This is a genomic window from Aureispira sp. CCB-QB1 (genome assembly GCF_000724545.1).
GTDB lineage: Bacteria > Bacteroidota > Bacteroidia > Chitinophagales > Saprospiraceae > Aureispira.
In genome coordinates, this window is the sequence record NZ_JHBV01000016.1 from 438869 (window position 1) to 455074 (window position 16206).

The 16206-nt window shown below is 35.3% G+C and carries 14 protein-coding genes; 5 read left to right on the top strand and 9 right to left on the bottom strand.

Annotated features, from left to right (window positions below):
• Positions 1-8 precede the first annotated feature (8 nt).
• Positions 9-896, bottom strand: coding sequence for an ABC transporter ATP-binding protein (locus tag CG11_RS08275; RefSeq protein ID WP_063833048.1), 888 nt, complete (start codon positions 894-896; stop codon positions 9-11).
• Positions 897-980: 84 nt separating this feature from the next.
• The gene (locus CG11_RS08280) at positions 981-2645 is read right to left on the bottom strand and encodes a leucine-rich repeat domain-containing protein (protein WP_052595004.1); all 1665 of its coding nucleotides are present in this window, start codon (positions 2643-2645) and stop codon (positions 981-983) included.
• 140 nt (positions 2646-2785) lie between these two features.
• On the opposite strand from CG11_RS08280, the gene CG11_RS08285 reads away from it, so the two are divergent.
• Together CG11_RS08285 and CG11_RS08290 are read left to right on the top strand one after the other, a co-directional pair.
• Positions 2786-3601 carry a universal stress protein gene (locus CG11_RS08285; RefSeq protein WP_052595005.1) on the top strand — a complete coding sequence of 272 codons (816 nt, stop codon included), beginning with the start codon at positions 2786-2788 and terminating at the stop codon, positions 3599-3601.
• A gap of 709 nt (positions 3602-4310) precedes the next feature.
• The gene (locus tag CG11_RS08290) at positions 4311-4595 is read left to right on the top strand and encodes a YiaA/YiaB family inner membrane protein (protein WP_052595007.1); all 285 of its coding nucleotides are present in this window, start codon (positions 4311-4313) and stop codon (positions 4593-4595) included.
• 25 nt (positions 4596-4620) lie between these two features.
• On the opposite strand, the gene CG11_RS08295 is transcribed toward CG11_RS08290, so the two are convergent.
• The 3 genes from CG11_RS08295 to CG11_RS08305 form a co-directional block, all read right to left on the bottom strand.
• The gene (locus tag CG11_RS08295; RefSeq protein WP_052595009.1) at positions 4621-5562 is read right to left on the bottom strand and encodes a pseudouridine-5'-phosphate glycosidase; all 942 of its coding nucleotides are present in this window, start codon (positions 5560-5562) and stop codon (positions 4621-4623) included.
• 132 nt (positions 5563-5694) lie between these two features.
• Positions 5695-6600: an aminotransferase class IV gene (locus tag CG11_RS08300; protein WP_052595011.1), complete on the bottom strand. Its 906-nt coding sequence runs from the start codon at positions 6598-6600 to the stop codon at positions 5695-5697.
• Between the two features lie 60 nt (positions 6601-6660).
• A complete protein-coding gene (locus tag CG11_RS08305) occupies positions 6661-7389 on the bottom strand; it encodes a hypothetical protein (protein WP_052595013.1) in 729 nt (242 codons plus the stop codon).
• 287 nt (positions 7390-7676) lie between these two features.
• Here CG11_RS08305 and CG11_RS08310 point away from each other — a divergent pair, with 287 nt between their 5' ends.
• The 3 genes from CG11_RS08310 to CG11_RS08320 all read left to right on the top strand — a co-directional run bounded on the left by CG11_RS08310 (position 7677) and on the right by CG11_RS08320 (position 11053).
• Positions 7677-8345 carry a hypothetical protein gene (locus CG11_RS08310; RefSeq protein ID WP_052595014.1) on the top strand — a complete coding sequence of 223 codons (669 nt, stop codon included), beginning with the start codon at positions 7677-7679 and terminating at the stop codon, positions 8343-8345.
• A gap of 275 nt (positions 8346-8620) precedes the next feature.
• Positions 8621-9658 (top strand): fatty acid desaturase, encoded by a 1038-nt coding sequence (locus tag CG11_RS08315; RefSeq protein ID WP_063833049.1) that lies wholly within the window; start codon positions 8621-8623, stop codon positions 9656-9658.
• Positions 9659-10003: 345 nt separating this feature from the next.
• On the top strand, positions 10004-11053 hold the full coding sequence (locus CG11_RS08320) for a fatty acid desaturase (RefSeq protein ID WP_063833050.1): 1050 nt from the start codon (positions 10004-10006) through the stop codon (positions 11051-11053).
• A gap of 80 nt (positions 11054-11133) precedes the next feature.
• Here CG11_RS08320 and CG11_RS08325 read toward each other — a convergent pair whose 3' ends face one another.
• From CG11_RS08325 to CG11_RS08340, 4 genes are all read right to left on the bottom strand, one after another.
• Positions 11134-11793 carry a hypothetical protein gene (locus CG11_RS08325; protein WP_052595016.1) on the bottom strand — a complete coding sequence of 220 codons (660 nt, stop codon included), beginning with the start codon at positions 11791-11793 and terminating at the stop codon, positions 11134-11136.
• 24 nt (positions 11794-11817) lie between these two features.
• Positions 11818-13476 carry a DNA repair protein RecN gene (recN, locus tag CG11_RS08330; RefSeq protein WP_052595019.1) on the bottom strand — a complete coding sequence of 553 codons (1659 nt, stop codon included), beginning with the start codon at positions 13474-13476 and terminating at the stop codon, positions 11818-11820.
• 118 nt (positions 13477-13594) lie between these two features.
• Positions 13595-14473: a T9SS type A sorting domain-containing protein gene (locus tag CG11_RS08335; protein ID WP_052595021.1), complete on the bottom strand. Its 879-nt coding sequence runs from the start codon at positions 14471-14473 to the stop codon at positions 13595-13597.
• A 27-nt stretch (positions 14474-14500) separates the two neighbouring features.
• The gene (locus CG11_RS08340) at positions 14501-16000 is read right to left on the bottom strand and encodes a T9SS type A sorting domain-containing protein (RefSeq protein ID WP_052595023.1); all 1500 of its coding nucleotides are present in this window, start codon (positions 15998-16000) and stop codon (positions 14501-14503) included.
• Positions 16001-16206 lie beyond the last annotated feature (206 nt).

Below are 16206 nucleotides of genomic sequence, written 5' to 3' on the forward strand. Positions count from 1 at the left end.
ATGTAACGTTAAGAAGTACGTTCCAAAAACTCTGCTTCTAAGCTTTTTTTGCGTACATGTAGATGACTTAACACAACTCCTTTGTTAAACAGAGCCGTATTGAGATCTGTTGCTGTTGTCTCTGAAGACATTTTCAAAGCTAAGATAGGACCGTCTTCTTTTATATCTGTTACAAAGTTAAACTCTGACAGCGTGTTTTTTAGTTGTTCCAAATCAGGGGCACTTACTTCAATAATTGGTTCGCCTCCCAAAATCTCTGACACACTCCCCGCAGCGATAAGGTCGCCATATTTTAGGATAGCAACATGATTACAAACTTTTTCTACTTCATCAATAATATGACTTGCCAATAAAATGGTCTTGCCCCTTGTTCCTATTTCAATCAACAAGTTACGTACTTCGACAATTCCTTGTGGATCTAAGCCATTCGTTGGCTCATCAAAAATTAAGACCTCTGGATCGCCAATTAGTGCCCCAGCAATGGCCAAACGCTGTTTCATTCCCAAAGAATAAGCCGTAAATGGAGAATCGACACGTCCTTGTAGTCCCACCAATTCTATTAAAGCAGGAATTTGCTTTGGATCAGCATGTTTGATGTGCGCTACAATTTCTAAATTTTTCTGCGCATTCATATAAGGATAAAAATTAGGCGTTTCTAATATAGCGCCTATCCGCTGACGAGTTTTGGCAGAAGGTGCTTCATCAAACCAAGTATATTGACCGTTTGTAGGATGAATAATTCCTAGCACCATTCCCAATGTTGTTGTTTTTCCACTACCATTAGGACCTAAAATTCCATAAATGTTGCCTTTTTCTATGGTAAGGTTTAAGTTATCAACAGCACGTAGGGTTTTGTTGTAAATTTTAGTCAGTCCATTGGTTTGTAAAACACTCATTATTTCTAATTTTTACTGTTTTTTATCTGTAGTAGTTAGAGCATCATTATAATCCATACCACGCAATAGTGCTACTTTGTATGTTTATTTTGACAGAAATATTCTATAATCTGATATTAATTCGAATAAATCTCTTGGCACAAAGGAAATTGGATTGTCACGCAAGTCTATTTCCTCTAAGTTAGGCAATTGCAACAATAAATCAACGTCAGGAAATTGCCGAAAGTTGCAAGATCGTAAATTAAGTCGACGAATGGTCTTAAAATAACGAATAGATTTAGGCAGTCGATTTAATTTCGGCAAGATACTCAATGTAATCGTATCTTCTTTTAAAAATTGATCCAACCATTTTTTTTCATCTTCTTCGTTACTATATTCTAAAATATAAGTATAAGCCACTCCGTACTGCTGAAACAAACGATGCGCTATCTTCAAACCATCCCACGCCTCTGTTTGATTGGTAATATTTTTGATCCCTTGAAAAATAACATGCTCTGTTTTACTGGGTGTATAAAACTGAAATGAAGCACTAGGCAGAGTCAGCTGTTCAAAATTAGGAATTCTACGATAAAAAGCCTCTTTAATAGCATTTCTGAGGCGACTATTGCCCGCATCAACAGCAGTATAAGCCATTAATAAATCGGTCAGCATATTGTCTAACAAAGCGTTGTCTTTAGATAATTGGAGTGCCAAAGCAATATTCTCATTTTGATTGCTCTGCAATAATTCCAGTAATTTTTGACGATGTTCTGCCAACCAATCGGCAGGCTGCTTCGGAGATAAAAAGGCTAATGCTTCTTTTTCTGATACAAAAAATAAATCGTCGTGCAAGAGTTCTAAGAGTTGTTTGGTGATCGTCCTTCCTAAGACCACATGTGTTGTCGTAGGTTCTATTTGATTGAACAAGATGTTTGGATTATCTAAACTCTCTATATCCATCCATTCTGTTGTTCCTAAAATGCTAATGTTACTTTCTTCTTTTAATGGTTTGGAATACGTTGTAGTGATGTATGTTCTTACGACTTGAGAAAAGGTAACGTAATTGACTAATAATAGAGGGAGTACATCTGCCCGACTTTGCAAACAAGTTTCTGTAAACAATATTTCAAAAGCAGCTTTTTTAGTTTTCAAGGTTGCTTTTTGCTTCGTTAGATGCCTCAATACTTTAAAAAATAAATCTAAGCGACGGGTGGGTAGTTTTAAGCGGAACTCCAAATCCAATTGCTTCACTTTTTGTAGTTGTTCCATTTCTAACAATACTTCGGGGAAAGTCTCAAAACGATTATTGGTACAACTCAAATTTTTTAGCTTTTTGAGCTTAGCGAATGTAGAGGGCAGTTTTTCTAAAGGATTGAAGCCCAACTCTAACTGTTCTAAGTTTTGTAATTGCTCTATTTCTATTGGCAATGTTTGTAAGCCATTGCCTTTTAAATTAAGTGTTTTAAGTTGGGGCAACTGAGTCAAAACGATTGGAAATGAGTTGAGTTGATTATTGGCAAGATTGAGTGTTTCTAAATTTTGTAATGCTTTAAAGTTGGAAGGCAACTGTTGTAACTTGTTGTGTGATAGATCTAAATGTCGCAATTTATTAAATTGAGTGATACACTCGCCTAAATCTTCTATCTTGTTATAACTTAAATCCAAGTTACAAACCCAAGCTGCGTTTTCCTGGATATAGTCAGGAATTTTATCTACATTTTGATTAGAATGAACAAATAAAATGTCTTTGTTAGAATACTCGTCTGCCATAATGTGTACAAGATTGGAAATAGCGGATGCTGATGATTAAAAATACCTATTTTTATGAGAATAATCATTTTTATTCGTCTACATTTATTTTATATTTGCTTAAACAACTTCCACATATCCAATCTTTAAAATTCTATTTTATGAAAAAAATTCTTGTCCCCACTGACTTTTCTGAAAATGCAGACAAAGCATTAGACTTTGCCTTGGCTCTAGCAAACAAATTCAATGCAAAATTGCGTCTGGTACATACTTACAACACAAGTGCCCCTGCTGGTCATTTGGGCAGCATTAATCGTGTCGTCAAGGAGGACAGAGAAAAAGAAATGGCAGCTTTTGTTAAAGCAACCCAAGAAAGTATTTCTTTTGATTTGGATATAAAAGGACGTTGTAAAAAAGGGTATCCAGTAGAAATGATTGAAAGCGAAGCGGAAAGAATTGATGCCGACTTAATTATTATGGGTACCTTAGGTGCATCAAACCTTAGCAAACAGGTCATGGGAAGTACAGCGAGTAAGCTAATCAAACATACCCAATTCCCTGTTTTGGCAATTCCTAGAGATACGCACTATTCTGATATTAAGAATATTGTTGTTGCTGTTGATGCCTTGACTATGTCTGTCCTAAATACGTTGAATCCAATGATTGACATTGCTCAAAAATCTAACCTCAATATAGAGTTGGTGCATGTGTCTAATCAACAAATTCATACTGACATTGATCCAACCATCAAAGAATATTTAAATGGCTTGGCTGTTCCTTTTAATTACACAAAAATTCAATCTGACCAAATTTTGGAAAGTATTCTCACATTTGCACATGAAAAAGGAAATAGTGTCCTGTGCTTAGTCTCTAGACAGCGTGGCTGGTTTGAGAACTTGTTCCATAGTAGCGTCAGTCAACAAGTTGCTTTGAAGTCTGATTTGCCTTTGTTGATTTTGCAAGATCAGAATGCTTAGATAGCAATTTTCAACTCTAATAATAACTCTACAAATGGTGATTTTCGTCTATGAAAATCGCCATTTTTTTATAGTAACGTCATTAGCTTAAATTATATTTTGTACTAGATTTGACAGTTATTCTCGGTTTGTAAAAAGTTTAATATGATAGCTAAAAATGCTGTTTTTTTGTTCTTTTACTGCGTGAGCCTTCGGGTTTTCTATTTTTTATAATGCCAGAGGTCCTTCGGATTGCTTCCCTTCGGTCGCAACTATAAAAAATCACGAAAACTTAGCCAGATGTCATAACAACGGCAAAGCCCTCATGCAATAATTTTCCATAATACCCAACAAGCAAATCAATTGTAAATAAATGATAGTTAGCCTATTATTAATTTTATCACAAAAAACATATTAAAAAATAAACAAACCGAGAATTGCTGTAGATTTGATGAATCTAAATTCAAAAGATTGACAAAATGCTGAGTAATAGTGCGGAATTCTTACTTAACACTTTGATTGTTTATATGTTAAGAAATGCTAAAGTTTTGACACCTAGGAACAAATTGGGCTCTTTCTGTAGTTTGTATAGTGGTTTAGAAAACGAGCATAGGCTCTAATCTTGACTCTATGGTTAAATACAAATTTATATTGTTCATTTACAATAACTAACACCCCACACACTAGAGTCGTGTATCACAAACGTTGGTTATACAAAACAACTCAAATTATGTCAACCAAGTATCAAAATTCAAATACACAAGCATTCTCAACCTTAGCCTGGATTTCTTTTGGCGTTTCTTTCATTGGAATGGTCATTGGGCTAATTTATCTACAAATGGATATCTATCAAAAAGCCTTTATTGGAATGACCTATCTATTCAGTATTTCATCTTGTTTTGTATTGGCAAAAGTGGTTAGAGACAAGCAAGAGAGTGAAGATTATGTCAAAAAAATAGAAAATGCTAAGACCGAGCAGATGCTCAGCAAATACATTGGCACAGAAGAAAGTTAAATCAAAATATCATTTTCAGACGCTCCTAAGCTTTGCTCTTAGGAGCGTCATTTTTTTTATGACATAAAGCCACAGCTATCTGAGCTGCCAACTGAGCATTGTTATAAACCAACTCTATATTCGACGCTAAACTTCTCCCTTCGGTCAATGCTTTCACCTTTGCTAGTAGAAATGGGGTATTCTCTTTTCCTTTAATTCCCAACTGCTTGGCTTCTTCTATTGCTAATTCAATATTTTGCATCATATAATCGTAGTCTAGCTCTTTTTCTTTGGGAATAGGATTGGCAATAACGACACCTCCATCTAGTCCCATGCGCCACTTTGTTTCTAAAAAATCAGCTATAGTAGTCGGGTGATCCAGTTGATAGTCCACAGCAAAGCCACTTTTTTGAGTATAAAAAGCAGGCAATTCTTGGGTTCGATACCCCACAACAGGCACTCCATGCGTCTCCAAATATTCTAACGTCAATCCTAAATCCAAAATAGCCTTGATTCCAGCGCAAACTACTGCTACATTTGTTTTTGCTAGTTCTTGCAAATCAGCAGAAACATCAAAAGAAGTGGCGGCACCACGATGCACACCTCCTATACCACCAGTGGCAAAAACCTCAATACCAGCCATTTTTGCCGCTATCATCGTCGACGCAACTGTTGTTGCTCCATCTATTCCTTGAGAGATCAAATAAGGAATATCTCTTCGACTAGCCTTAACAACAGCTTGCCCTTTTTGTCCCAAATATTCGATTTCGGATTTTGTCAACCCTACTTTGAACATGCCATCCATAATGGCAACGGTAGCAGGAACAGCTCCATTCTTTCGAACCAAACGCTCTACTTCCATAGCCGTTTCTAGGTTCTGAGGAAAAGGCATTCCATGCGAAATAATGGTAGACTCTAATGCTACTACAGGTTGATTTTTTTGAATAGCATTGCTTACTTCTTCATTAATTTCTAAATACGGTTTCATTGATAAGAAATTGTAAAAAATTCTATAGAATAAACTGTCGTAACAATCAAACAGTAGTTTTTCGTGAGCGCTGCGCTTTTAGTTAGCTTTGTTACTCCCTGCGAACCGAGCTATTGATCCAATAGTTATATACTAAAAAGGGAGTTTTTCACTATACACAGGTATTTTTGCTTCAAATAGCCTTTTCAATTTTTCTAAAATCTGATTGTCGCTTTTATTTTCAATTACTCTCCCATCAATCACCACAATCGGAGTCAACTCCCCCATAGTTCCAGTACAAAAAACTTCATCAGCACCATAAAACTCTGTCAGAGAAAGATTTTTTTCTACAATTGGTATCCCCGCTTCATGCGCAATTTCAATAATTAGTCCTCTTGTTATTCCATGCAAACAGGCATCTGCGTGAGGCGTATAAAGACATCCATTTTTAACCATAAAAATATTGGTGCCATTTAATTCTGCCACAAATCCATAAGCATCTAACATTAGAGCGGCATCTGCTCCAGCTACATTCGCTTGTATTTTTGCTAGGATATTGTTCAATAAATTGGCATGATGAATTTTAGAGTCCAAATGACGTGGAGAGTTACGTTGTATGTGTGCTGTGATAATTTTAATTCCATTCTTATTATCATAAACCAGTGGCTTCCATTCAGCTAATACAATCAAACAAGAACCATATTGATTCAATCGAGGATCCATTCCAGAAGTAATTTTTTCCCCTCTTGTCAAAGTTAAACGAATATGCACATCATCCTTCATTCCATTGGCTTCTAAGGTATCAAAGATGGCTTTCTTAATAACAGCTTTGGACGGAATATCTACAAATGCCAATGTTTTGGCGGAAGTATGCAACCGATCTAAATGCCTATCCAAACAAAAAATCCCCCCTTGATAAACTCTCAAACCTTCCCAGACCGCATCTCCTCCTTGTACAGAGCTATCAAAAACAGAAACTTTAGCATCTCCTCTAGGATACAAGCCATCTTTTACATAAACTTGAATGTCTTTATTTTTGGGATTGAGTTTTTGTAACATATATTTCTTGTTTTAGAAGTGAATAGAATACTCTTTTAGGAACTATTTACAAGGTTATTATCACTCTACACGAATAGCATGTGCATACATTTTGTCGTAGTAAGGTTTTAATTCTTCGTATAAGGGAATTAGATGAGGAGGCAATACTCGGTCGCTTGTTTTTTGCTTTTTAAATCCTGTTGTTTGATGTACGTTAGCATACCAATATTTTGCCCAGACACCATCTTCGGGAATCGGTCCCGCATCCCAAGTTAACATCTCTTCATAAAAAGGAATTTCACAAGCAGTACAAAGCTTCTGCAATGCCAGTCTAGGATTCACCAATAAAGCACTAGAATCTAGTACAATAGGTTGTTTCCCTTTTGATCTGAGTTGCTCAAAAAGCTCATATTGTCGAATGGTTGCTATTTCTGATGCTTGTGGCATTTCAACTACCTGTGCATAAGAAGCTATAATTTGCTTAGGATTTCGAATGTAAATTATATTCCACAGTTGCTCTAAAAATCCTTCGTCCATCTCCTTAATATGACTTGTCATATTTTTTATAAACAAAATGGGTTCTACATAATTTCCAAAAATAATTTTTTGAACAACTTCTTGAGAGTTTTGACTTTGGCTACTTAATACAGCTGCTCGACCAGGATGGTCAATGTCCGTACAAGAAAGATAATAGGCATATAATGGCTCATCAACAACTTTGGTATCTGCTCGTTGTGCAAAAGAATACATGAGTGCTGTTGATAAGTTTCGAGGACTTGATATCAAATTAATTCTCTTTGTGGTAGCCATAAACCAGTATTTTTATTTCATGAAATGGAATTGCCTCAACACATTTACTTATGGTTACCTCGTAGTTGTTCCTTCGTTTCTACAATTTTTACGCTCCTTTGAGAACATCCAAACAACTCCAACATAGTTTCTTTTCATATTTCATCTCCAAACAGAACTATAAGAACTACAAATCAAAACACTACACTTACCAAAAATAAATCTATGAATTAAAAATAAACTTTTTTGGGGGATATTTTCCACAACTTCGACTTCAAAATAAAAACAAAATACAAATACAAACGATCATGGGTTTCAACAGCTTGCTTTTCTTGTCATTATTTTTGCCTCAATTTATAATCATCTTCTTTTTTAATAAAAAGAACATTCAAAATACTGGCAAAAACAAAGGTTCTTATAATACAGCCAATGCCATTCAAGGACTTATTTTTGCGCTCCTAACAACAATCGTTAGTCCTCTTATATTAACTTCCGAGTACAGTTTGGGAGGCAATAATACTGTTGCTACTGATATTATGATACACATTGCTTTGAGCTTTTTTACTTGCCATATTATCTTTATTATTTTGGCAAAAAACATCACTTCAGAGATTACTCATCACGTAATTTGTATGGGGGCTTTATTGTATTCTTTAGTTACTCAAACCTTTGGACAAGATTTAATTTTGACCATTTTTTTGGGAGAAATAACATTTACTCATTATGCTAAAATAGTTGCCAAAAACATGAATTGGAATACTTTAGAGCATCAATTAAATGAAATTTTCTTCTTCTCATTCTCTTTCATTAGATTGTTTATCTTTCCTGTTTATTTATACACGTTTATTACCTATGCTTCTGCGCCAATTTCACTTAAATTATTTGCCGTCGCTTTTGTTGGATTAGGAATTTATTATAATAACATTATTGCCAAGAACAGAGCATCGTCTCAAAAGAAAAAAATGTCTTTAAACTAGTTTTTTACCAAAACAAATGTTCTTAAAAAATTGCCAATGATACTCAAAAACAGAATTCCTTTTATGATAAGTTATAGATTTGCTTTTGTTGTATAAATACTAGCTATTCTGATTTTTTAGTTTTATTTTTGTTGCCTAGATTAAGCACACTAGTATTGTTTGCTAGCTAGTTATTAACAATCATAGTCCGCTAATAGCTCCCTTATGTTACTTGCTACACTGCGTGAGCTTAGTTTTTTAGCGAACTAATGTAACAAACAAAAATCAATTATGTTATGAGTAGTTCATCTATTTTGCGTTACAAGGCAGACTACCGAACTTTAGTATTTGTTGCCCTTTATTATATAATCGCTTATGCAGGTTTTTGGGTTTACTGGCAATATCCTGAATTTCGTACATGGGGTGTTGTAGTACCTTGGGTAATCCTTACAGCTTTCCTGTCTTTTACCTGTGCCGTTATTGTCCACAATACCATCCATGCTCCTATTTTTCATAAGAAATCGCATAACAAACTCTTTCAGTTTGTATTGAGTTTAGCGTATGGATATTCTGTAAGTGCCTATGTTCCTGGTCACAACTTTAGTCATCACAAAGAAACACAAACTGCCAAAGATAATATGCGAACGTCCAAAGCACGTTTCAAATGGCATTTTCTTAATCAATTATTCTTCTTTTTCATAGTAACGCCTGACTTGCTAAAAGCGGAGAAAAAGTTTGTAGCAAAAATGAAAAATGACAAAAGAGAGTGGTACAATCAGTGGTTGGCAGAAATGATTATAGTAAATGTTGTTCGTATTGGATTATTGTTCGTCAATTTCCCTGCAGCGGTAATCTTCATTTGGGGACCACATATTTATGCTGCTTGGGGTATTGTAGGAACGAATTTATGGCAACACGATGGCTGTGATATGGATGATAAATATAACCACTCCCGTTCTTTTCATGGTGGGTTGCTAAACTTCTTTTTGTTTAACAATGGTTACCACGGCGCTCATCACGACCGTCCATCGTTGCATTGGAGCTTGTTGCCAGCATACCACGAAAAAAATATTGCTCCATATGTACATCCGAACTTGAATCAAAAAAGTATGATTAAATATTTGGTCAAGGCTTATGTTTATCCTGGTAAGCGAGTGAATTACGATGGCAGTGCTTATGTGCTGGAAGAAAAAGTAGAAGATATAGACTGGGTTGCAGAACTTGGTGTCAACGATCAAGCACACAAATATGATTTTGGCGCAGAGGCTAGCTCTATTGATGATATTTTGAGTACAACAGATACAAAAGAGAAAGAGCCCAGCAAAGTGCTCTAAACTAAAGAGTAGTAAAATGACACAGGGAGTATAATCTTTAATTAGAATTATGCTCCTTTTTTATATCCTTTATCAGACTTGGCAAACAGACTGATGAAAAAATGTTAAAGTCTCTTAGATTTTATTTTTTGGTCTTGAGTTTGTTAATTTTCCCTTCTATTAGAATACGTATTTGCTAATTTTTTTAGCGAATATTATTAATAATAAGGCATAGAGAATTTGGATAAAAAATTTCATTCTTATTTTTTATCTTTATTTTATAACATAATTTCTAAAATTCCCCTTCGATTGCTATTCAACCACCAATAGTAATTAGAAGTGGTCTTTAAAAGTTAAACTATAAATATGAGTACATCTATCTTACGCTATAAAGCCGATACTCGCACACTATTATTTATCTTAGCCTACTACTTGGTAGCTTATGGCGGATTTTTTTCTTTTAACTACTTCTATGAATTTGCTTTCTATAGTGTACTATTACCTTTGTGTATAACAGCCTGTGTACTTTGCTTCTGTACAGCTGTTATTATCCACAATACTGTTCACGCTCCTATATTTGTAAAAAAATCACATAACAAAATTATGCAATATGTCTTGAGTTTTTGTTATGGTTATTCTGTCAGCGCATTCGTACCAGGACACAACTTTAGCCACCACAAGGAATTAGAAACCCCCAAAGATGCTATGCGAACCTCCAAGGCTCGTTTCAAGTGGCATTTATTAAATCAACTTTTTTTCTTTTTTCTAATTACAGGAGGTGCGCTCAAATATGAATTGAAATGGGCTGCCAAAATGAAGAAAGAAAAGCCTCAATGGTACCGACAATGGTTGTTGGAATCCGTTTTGGTTAATGTCCTTAAAATTGCTACCCTATTTATAAACCTACCTGCTGCAATTATGTTCATTTGGATTCCCCATTTTTATGCATTATGGGCCTTAATGGGAGTTAATTTATGGCAACATGACGGCTGTGACCCCAATCACAAGTACAATCACTCTCGCACTTTTACAGGAAAAGTAATGAATTGGTTTTGTTTTAACAACGGCTACCACGGTGCGCACCACGATCGCCCATCGTTACATTGGAGTTTATTACCAGAATATCACAACAGAATGATTGAACCCCATATTCATCCTAACTTGAGTGTTAAAAATATGCCTTTGTACTTTTGGAAGACCTATATTTACCCAGGCAAGCGATTAAACTATGATGGAACGCCTCATGTTCTTGCTCCCAAAGTACCTGATGAAGATTGGACCAAAGATATTTTTGTTAATGATCGCTCCTACAAATACGACTTTGGAGCAGAATCAGCTTCTGTTGATGCCATGCTTGATATAACAGATGGTGCAGAAGAAAAAGAAACAAAAAAAGAATTTGAAAGTATTGCATAAATGCGATAAGCAAAAATTGACTAAAAATGTTGGGCTGTTCGTACAGTTTCAACATTTTTTTTATTTCTAATGCCCTACGCTCAAACATATTGTTCTCGCTGCACAAAATAATGTTCTTTCGCATTATAAAACAAGTACAAGTATTGATCTTCACCTATAAAGTCTAAAACACGTACTTGCCCTACAAATAGCAAGGCATTTCCATCGGCATCTTTAGGTGTTGCGTCTTCTTGAATCCACATGGGGATTTTTCCAAAGCACTTAATCAAAAAATTAATCGGCTGTGCTTTTGGTAATAAATTTTCTAATTGATTTTTTTGATAATCTTGAACAAAATATTGATACTTCGCAGCTGCTTTTTCTTGGTATTTTTGATAAGAGTCTGAAAGCTCTAATAAGTTCATTTTAGATTGTAAGGCATACTTATTATCAATAACATCAAAGCCCAAAGAATAGTCGTCGCAGTAAGCGGTATGGAACCTAACAAGACGTGTATTTTCTTCTACCTCTCGATAAACATAAATAAAGTGTCCATAAAAATTCCAGTCAGGATTGAGCAAACTCATTTTGATTGAGCAAAGTGGATAAAATACTTGTCGGTGAAGTAAACTTACTTCATGAAAAACGTCTTCTAGTTTTGGGAAAAAAATTACTTGATCAGTATCAATAGCAATCCCATCGTACCGAAACAAGAAACCAGTCTCTTCATTAGGTTTTTTTTTTCTTCTAAACCATTTCATTATACTAGAATGAGATTCTAAAACTTATGAACAACCCAATAATTCTTTTGCATTTTCTTTAGCTACTTCTGAAGGTGGATTTCCGCTCAGCATTTTTGCAATTTCCAAAATACGCTCTTGCTGATTAAGTTCACTAACAAAAGTAGTTGTTTTATTTCCTGATACTTTCTTGCGAACAAAATAGTGTGTATTTGCTTTCGCTGCAATTTGAGGAGAATGTGTGATAGAAATCACCTGATGTTCAGCCGACAGAGCTTGTAAAATAATCCCCATTTGTAAAGCAACTTCACCAGAAACGCCTGAATCTATTTCATCAAAGATGAGCGTTGGCAATGGAATTGCACTAGCTACCAAAGATTTGATACAAAGTGCTAATCGAGACAACTCACCACCTGAAGCAACGCCTTTAATTTCTTCTAAACGGCTACCTTTATTGGCTGCAAATAAGAAACGTAAGCGATCAATCCCCGATGGCATGTATTCTTTGGTTTGAACAATTTCTACCTCCAAGCGAGCATATTGCATGGATAATTGTGCCAAGCGTTTTTGAACAGACTTCTCAAACTTTCCTTTTACTTTTTGACGTTTTTCAGAAAGTTTTTTACCAATTTCAAGTAATTGTTGCTCGTGCTGTCGCACCTTTGCGTTTAGGTTTTCTATGCGATCTGAAATATCCTCAAAGCCTCCTAATTTCTCCGTCAATTCATCTCTAAACGCAATTAACTCTTCGTCGTCTTGTACATGGTATTTGTTAATCAAATTAAACAAAACAGACAAACGCTCATTGACCTCCACCAAGCGTTCCCCATCATGTTCGGTTTCTTCTGCAATGATGTGAAATTGATTCCCTAATTCTTCTATTTCTAACAACACAGAATCAAACTGCTCCAACAATTTCGGTAAATTAGGATGAAACTCTACCAAACTAGAAGCGGCATTAGACAAATCCGTTAATTGGCTACAAATTGAGTTTTCATCTTCATTAATATGCATCGCCGCCCCCCCTAAAATGCGTTGAATATCTTCTGCATTATTCAAACGACGCTGTTCCATTTCCAAAGCCTCCATCTCCCCTGCTTGCAATGCTGCTTCTGTAAGTTCGTTTAATTGATATTTAAGGAAGTCTGTTTCTTTATTAGCATCTTGGCTCTGTTGGATTAATTTAGCTAAGGTACGTTTGGTTTGCTCATAAGCTCCAAATTCCTTTTGATACTTTGCTAACAATTTTTTATTATCAGCAATAGCATCAATTACTTTGACCTGAAAAACAGGGTCATGAATATCTAAGGTATCAAACTGTTGGTGTAAATCAATCAACTTATTGCTCAATTCTTTTAATATCCCCAAACGTACAGGAGTATCGTTGACAAACGCCCTTGATTTTCCAGAAGGTGTAATTTCTCGACGCAAAGAGGTTTCTGCTTCATAATCTAAATCATGTTCTTCAAAAAAACTTTCTAAACCATAAGGAGAAACATCAAATATCCCTTCTACAATACATTTACTATCTTGTTTATAAAGTACTTTTGTATCAGCACGCTTCCCCATAATAAGCCCCAAGCCACCCAACATAATGGATTTTCCTGCGCCCGTTTCTCCTGTAATAATGGTTAGGTTATTTGAGAAATTAATGACCAATTCCTCGATAATAGCATAGTTCTGTATGGTTAATGTCTGTATCATTTCTTTTGAGTGTTTGTACGAAACAATGACTGTAAAACAAAAATACAAAAATGTGCTACAAATGACACAAATTGTTTTAAAATATTTTTCTATAGCAGCTTATTTTCTGTCGGCTATTCTAATTTTTTAGAATTTTTAGGATTCCTTGATCTCCCATATCTAGGATATACATTCCTTGAGGAAAGTCTGATAAATCTATTTCTTCTACTTTAGAAAATATTTTTTTTTGCAATAGCATTCGCCCATACAAATCAAAAAGTTTACACTCTACTAAATCCATCTCCTCTTGTTCCACAATCAAACGGTCTTTTACTGGATTGGGATATGCTCTTAGAGACGTTTCAAACACATTAACTTCCTCCACTTCAAGAATTCTAAAACAGCCATTTCCATATATAAGAACATTATTATCATTGACACAATTCATCTCCAACCAAAAACCAAAAAAAGTAAATAAGGGCGAGAAAAAACCTTGCGAACTTCCAATTCCTTCAATATAAAAATGACCATTATCGAACATCCACTTTTTTCGTATGACTCCATTTAATAGAACCTCATTTGTAATGGTATCGACCACAATAGGACTGCCATCTGTTGTGTAAGTAGAATTTAATGTATCACCAATATTCAAAGAAAAATCAAACATCAAAACTTCACTAGTTTCCCAAGGTTCTAAAATGTAGGTTTTCCTAGCATTAGTATCTTCTCTAATGTAGGTTTTAAAAATGGTTATACTAGTATCCAAATAAAAAGAAGGAGATGGATTATAAACCACAATAAGAGGATGATAAAATAATTTGTTATACAAGTGATTTCCTATCAAGGTATCTCCATCAAAAAAGTATCGATAGCCACCATCATAAATATACAGATTCTGACTATTTCCTTCTGATGCATCCCAATATGCATTCTCTTTAACCAAAGGAGCATAGAGTTGGCATACAGCAACAGTAGTTCCAGCTATTAGAAAGATAAAAACAAAAAGTAATTTGTACATAATTTCATTGTTTATAGGTTATTATAACTATCGCTTCACAAACTGCTCACGACCAATCAATTCCCCCTCTTGTCGAACTTCCAATACATACACCCCCGCCACCAAACCCGACACGGGAACAATATAGGTCTTATCCGACTGATCGTAGGTTGTATAACGATGCAACACACGCCCTTGCAAATCCACCACACAAAAGGTCAATTCCTCCTTTGTTGTTTTATTATAATAATGCACATTCAAATAATCTGTGGTAGGATTGGGGTACAACAACAAAGAAATTGCCCCTTCTTGCTCTAGCGGCAGCACGCCTGTTGTGGTATGGCAACCTGGTACTAAGCAGCCCTGTTCGTCCAATTTTATCAACCAACCTTGCTGAAAAATAATCGGATTGCTAGGAATCGTATCTACTCCATTTGCTTCTCCACATACTAAAAAACCTCCGTCGGGGGTTCGCTCGGCATCATAAACTGTGTGCCGTGCATTCGCTGTACTTAAATACTCGTAATCTCTGCTCCAAATACTGTCTCCTTGAGGCGATAGTTTCACAATTCGCCCGTGTACTATATTATAAGTTGGATTGGATGGAGGATATAAACGGACTACCGTTCCAATCGCCACTAAACTACTATCTTCTAGTTCTATTATTTTTTGAAAATTAGCCGTCGTCAAAGCATCTGAATGAAATTTAGTTCCCCATAAAAAGTTCTGAGCACTATCTAGTTTATAGACATAGGCTTCTTGAATAGGAACAGCATATGTTCCCGTTGGATTTAGCCGTTCACTTCCCCATGCACTCGCAACTACCAAGCCGCCATCTTTGGACAAAATCAAGTCATTCACACCATGTATTTGTTGGTTATTGGGGCTTTGGTAAGTCCAAATCGTATTGCCTAGGCTGTCTATTTTTTCTAATTTGCTCCGTACTGTGTAGTTCATTTGTACGCCACTTAGGTTGTCTTGTTGATAGCCAATTATGTAGTGATTGTCATTCGTAGCGTGAACTCGAGGATTATGCTCTACATAGTTTAATGTTCCTCTTGTTATATTGAGCTCTTCATTGCCACTTTGATCAACTTTAATAATACCAATATCGCTAGCTCCTCCTTGTGTATTATCAATTGAACTCACAATAACATAACTACTATCTGAACTCATCGCCATATCATCTGGTCGAATAGAATATCCTGACGCATTGGGATTGTAATAAAAACTAGACCATATAAGATTCCCCATACTTTCATATTTTAAAACCCCACCCATCATGTCTTGAATCGTATCAAAACGATACGCTGATAGTACTAAATTTCCATCATGATTTGTTTGTAGAGAAGGTGCCCATGTTTCATTAGAGAACAAACTGTCTAGTAATATTTTATAGAATAACAAATTTCCAAGGGTATCGTATTTTGCGAACACAGCACTAAAATTACAATTATCCGCACTGTCTCTTGCTCCACCTGTAACATAATAACAAGAGTCGGTCACTTCCAAACTTGTTAAGATAGTATTTCCACAGCCCAATGTCATTCGTTTATTAAAGGTAGTTATTTGAGCTATGCTATTATAATAGCAAAAACAACATAATACAAGATAAATAATTCGCATAAGAAAAAGATAAAAGCCTATTTCTACACAAGGCAGAAATAGACCATCAATGATACATTATTTTTGAATAACAATTTTAAAGACTTTAGCTTCTTGCCCCTCACAGAATAGTGTCGCAAAATAAATTC

Bases quoted from the DNA above. Each gene is read 5' to 3' on its own strand.
- recN (WP_052595019.1), bottom strand. From the start codon at position 13,476: ATGATACAGACATTAACCATACAGAACTATGCTATTATCGAGGAATTG.
- CG11_RS08300 (WP_052595011.1), bottom strand. From the start codon at position 6,600: ATGTTACAAAAACTCAATCCCAAAAATAAAGACATTCAAGTTTATGTA.
- CG11_RS08290 (WP_052595007.1), top strand. From the start codon at position 4,311: ATGTCAACCAAGTATCAAAATTCAAATACACAAGCATTCTCAACCTTA.
- CG11_RS08275 (WP_063833048.1), bottom strand. From the start codon at position 896: ATGAGTGTTTTACAAACCAATGGACTGACTAAAATTTACAACAAAACC.
- CG11_RS08280 (WP_052595004.1), bottom strand. From the start codon at position 2,645: ATGGCAGACGAGTATTCTAACAAAGACATTTTATTTGTTCATTCTAAT.
- CG11_RS08285 (WP_052595005.1), top strand. From the start codon at position 2,786: ATGAAAAAAATTCTTGTCCCCACTGACTTTTCTGAAAATGCAGACAAA.
- CG11_RS08335 (WP_052595021.1), bottom strand. From the start codon at position 14,473: ATGTACAAATTACTTTTTGTTTTTATCTTTCTAATAGCTGGAACTACT.
- CG11_RS08310 (WP_052595014.1), top strand. From the start codon at position 7,677: ATGGGTTTCAACAGCTTGCTTTTCTTGTCATTATTTTTGCCTCAATTT.
- CG11_RS08320 (WP_063833050.1), top strand. From the start codon at position 10,004: ATGAGTACATCTATCTTACGCTATAAAGCCGATACTCGCACACTATTA.
- CG11_RS08325 (WP_052595016.1), bottom strand. From the start codon at position 11,793: ATGAAATGGTTTAGAAGAAAAAAAAAACCTAATGAAGAGACTGGTTTC.
- CG11_RS08340 (WP_052595023.1), bottom strand. From the start codon at position 16,000: ATGACATTGGGCTGTGGAAATACTATCTTAACAAGTTTGGAAGTGACC.
- CG11_RS08295 (WP_052595009.1), bottom strand. From the start codon at position 5,562: ATGAAACCGTATTTAGAAATTAATGAAGAAGTAAGCAATGCTATTCAA.
- CG11_RS08315 (WP_063833049.1), top strand. From the start codon at position 8,621: ATGAGTAGTTCATCTATTTTGCGTTACAAGGCAGACTACCGAACTTTA.
- CG11_RS08305 (WP_052595013.1), bottom strand. From the start codon at position 7,389: ATGGCTACCACAAAGAGAATTAATTTGATATCAAGTCCTCGAAACTTA.